This is a genomic window from Bacillota bacterium (assembly GCA_013314855.1).
GTDB lineage: Bacteria > Bacillota > Clostridia > Acetivibrionales > DUMC01 > Ch48.
On the sequence record JABUEW010000212.1, the window covers coordinates 1 to 3,944 of the forward strand.

Sequence of the window (3,944 nt, forward strand, 5' to 3'; positions counted from 1 at the left end):
AGTAGCAGACCTTAGAGGACTTGGTCTTGATGAACCCTGGGAACAGCCGGGTTTATACCGTTTACCGCAGCAAGGGTCTTAACGGCATAACGGCATATCGTTTAACATTTTATTGCTGGTTTAAAGGCAGGTTATGACCTGCCCTCTTGCCTCCAAGAGAGGATAAATGAAAAATGGTGGCGTAAAACGGAGGTGTAAGTTAATGTTCAGTATAGAAGAACCATCTCAACCAAATACTGCTAATTACTGGGCTTTTATAGATGAATTGAGATCTGAACTTCACCGCAAACCTCGTTGGAATCGTTATGATCCTAATCCAGGTGAACTGGATCTTAGAAACGGTGTAATAATTCTTAAAAATTTCCCTGACCCTGAAGGGTTGCTTGATACTGCTTGGGAAGATTTAGAAAGGTTTATGGATGATGTATCTGTACCAAGAATTGGAGATTTAAAATCCGTAGAGCTAAAATCTATAGATCCTGAACATGTATTTATTACAATTCAAGCAATTCAAGAGGAACAAGTTAGTAAGGAAAGCTATTGCATTGAGATTGGACAAAGCAGTATAACAATTAAATCCGAAGACACTGAAGGAATAAGGAGAGGGATATTTTACCTTGAGGATCTTATACTGAGCGCAGAAGGCCCATTTCTAACTCCGACAACTATTAAACGTATTCCCTGGGTTAAAAACCGGATATCACGCTGCTTCTTTGGCCCTATCAAGCGTCTGCCTTTCAACCGGGATGAATTAATGGACGAAGTTGATTATTATCCGGATGAGTACCTTAATCGCCTTGCACATGAAGGCATAAATATCCTTTGGCTTACTATAGAATTTCGTGACCTTTGCAAAACTAATATAGTACCTGAATATGGAAAAAACCGTGAAAAAAGGTTAAGCAAGCTTAGCCGAACTGTTGAGAAATGCAGACGCTATGGTATAAAGATATTCTTATTCTGTATTGAGCCTAGGTTATGGGGGGATGAAGACCCATTATTATTAAACCATCCGGAAGTTGCAGGAGCTAAAGTTGGAAATGATATTTGCTTCTGCCCATTTTCCGAAACCTCACAGAAATACTTGTATGAAGCAGTAAAAAGTATTTTTCTGGATGTTCCGAAACTCGGAGGTATAATATGTATAACCCATGGAGAAAGAACGACATCTTGTTTATCAAGTGTATCCGCAGTTACAGAAGCTGAGGTTAATTGTCCTCGATGTTTAGAGAAAGAAAAAGGTGAAATATTGGAAGCTACTCATATACCTATACTACGTGCAATGCATGAAGTTAATCCTGATGCACAGTTTATAAGCTGGCTTTATATGCCTCAGGTATTGCCAACTGCACAGTGGACGTATACTATTCCAGCAAAGCTTCCAAAGGATACAATATTAGTATTTAATTTTGAATCGGGTGGTGAAAAAGAGCAGTTAGGTAAGATTCGGATTGGTGGAGACTACTGGCAGTCATACATTGGACCAAGTCATAGGTTTACAGGGATGGCTTTAGCCTGTGAAAAGGCAGGAATTGAAATGGGTGCTAAAATTCAAGTTGCGCCAACCTGGAGGTTGGATTTTCCAGCAAGCGGGGATAGTATAGGTGAATGTATGATATCATTTACAATTAAAGAGGCTATTGAACTGTGTGAAAAAATGGTGGACTGCTGGAAAAAAGGTGTAGAGATATTAAAAGAGATTTCACACGATTTTGCAGATGACCCTGAACGTTTAAAAGATATAGGAGTTGCTGAAGCTTTGAGCATACAGTTTGAAAGTGGGCTTAATATACTTAGATTTTACGATTTGCGTGACCAAATTTTATGGAACAATCCATTTGACCAAACTGAATTCAATCAGACTACTCTCAATCAAACTAAATTCAATCGTATATTTAATCGGATAAAATGCTTGGATGAAATGGAGGCCATTGTTAAAGAAGAAATTAAACGAAGTTTACGAATGATAGAATTGTGCAAATATGATTCACAGCTTGGTTTCCATTGGGCTATCCTTACCATTTTACCCTAAATTTTAAAACTGCTAGTAATACTGAAGATTCTTCTGAGCAAAGTATTGCGCGCAAGCCGTATTCTGATGTATACATTGGATTCCCAATTGATTGCTTTTACGAAGCAAAGCGCAAAGGACCGGACTGGATTACTAGCTTTGAAATAAATCTGGAAAAAATGCCAGGATATCGGGGGCAATCAGCACTAGCAATTAGTATTGTCAGAAATTTTAAAACAAGCGCTGGGGAAATTCAAGACTCATGGTCTGGAGAGAACCCTCACATACGTCCAAGGCTGTGTTTACACAACTATAACCCCGAAGCAATGGGTCGTTTGGAGTTAAACTAATATTTTTTACCATTGACTTTATTTGGCAAATGACATATTATTGACTTATAAAAACGTTATTACAAATGCAAATTTATTGGGTATTTATTGGAGGTTGAAATATGAATTGGTCAACTACTATTAACCTTGACAAAAGTTTTTTTAATGAGAAGGAAAAGATTCTTGTTGTAAATGAGGGAATATCTGCCTCAACATTTCTTTTTGATAGCGATGTACATGTCTTAAAAACACCGAAAGGAGATGTTTATAAAATGGGAAAAACAAGCTTAAAAGTAGGTTTTGCAAAAGTAGATATTACGCCACCATTGGGTATGTGCATGGCGGGTTATTTTTCAAGACGTGAAGCACAAGGGATTTTAGATCCATTATATGCTTCTGCCTTATCGGTTTCAGGGTTGGACGGATGTAATAAGTGGGTTTTCATTAGTTGTGATGTTATTGGAATAGGGGCTGAATATATTGATATAGTTAAAAAATTAATTAGTAATAGATTAAGTTTATCAGAAGAAAATGTAATGATTCACTCGACTCATACTCATACTGGGCCTTATGTAAGTAAAGTAAATGGAAAAGAAAGGGCAGAAAAACTTGGAGGCCCTGACGAAGAATACATTGCCATGTTGGAGAGAAAACTTGCTGATGTAGCACAGATGGCTTTGAATAATATGAAAGAGGCCAATGTGGATATAGGGTATGGTAGCGAAGAGAGTATATCATTTATCAGGCGTTATCGAATGAAAGATGGAAGTATAAAAACCAATCCCGGCGTAGGGAATCCTGATATAATTGAACCAGTAGGAGAAATAGATCCTTTGGTAGGCGTAGTGCGTTTTAAGTATGTTGATGGCAGTGGCGAACTGCTTTTGGTTAACTTTGCTCTTCACCCTGATATAATTGGAGGCAACTACATTTCGGCAGATTACCCCGGGCATATGAGATGTGCAGTACAAAGACAAATTCCAAATTGTGAGGTTATATACATAAATGGAGCAGCGGGGGATATAAACCATGTCGATGCCATGCATCCGGGGCGGACCGCAGGAGGATATGAATACTCAAAAAAAGTAGGAAATATTCTTGCAGCAGAAGTTTTAAAAGTTTATCAAAGAATGGAACCTCTTGAACCAGTAATTGGAGATAACATGAGTGTATGTGCCAGAAACAGGATTATAGAAGTGCCTTTAAGGCGGGTAACCAAAGAACAGGAAGAACAGGCTCGTAGTTTCGTACAGGCTTTCCACGAGGGAAAATGGGATACAAAGAGCATGAGTGATGTGGCTGACCTGGCAGGAGCATACCGAACACTGGACTTAGCCAAGTGTGTAGGGAAAATGCAGCTGGAAGTTCAGGTAATATCGCTAGGAGGAATAGCATTTGTAGGGTTACCGGGTGAAGTGTTTTCCGATATAGGTCGAAGGATTAAGAAAAGTTCTCCATTTGTGCATACTTTTATTTCCTCATTGACCAATGGTTCAGCTGGGTATTTTCCAACTAAAAAAGCATTTTTAGAAGGCGGATATGAATCTAAAAACAATCCTTTTACTGAAGAATTGGAAGATTTACTTGTGAATAATGTCATTGAG

At 38.4% G+C, this 3,944-nt stretch carries 2 protein-coding genes; both read left to right on the top strand.

What is annotated here, in order from left to right:
* The first annotated feature begins 202 nt into the window (after window positions 1-202).
* Complete coding sequence (locus tag HPY74_20170; GenBank protein ID NSW92924.1) at window positions 203-2,032, top strand: hypothetical protein; 1,830 nt, start codon at window positions 203-205, stop codon at window positions 2,030-2,032.
* Between the two features lie 430 nt (window positions 2,033-2,462).
* Window positions 2,463-3,944, top strand: a 1,482-nt coding sequence (locus HPY74_20175) for a neutral/alkaline non-lysosomal ceramidase N-terminal domain-containing protein (protein ID NSW92925.1), incomplete at its 3' end; no start/stop codon positions are given.

What these genes read in the sequence shown, in the direction of transcription:
- HPY74_20170 (NSW92924.1), top strand. Translation starts at nt 203, where the DNA reads ATGTTCAGTATAGAAGAACCATCTCAACCAAATACTGCTAATTACTGG.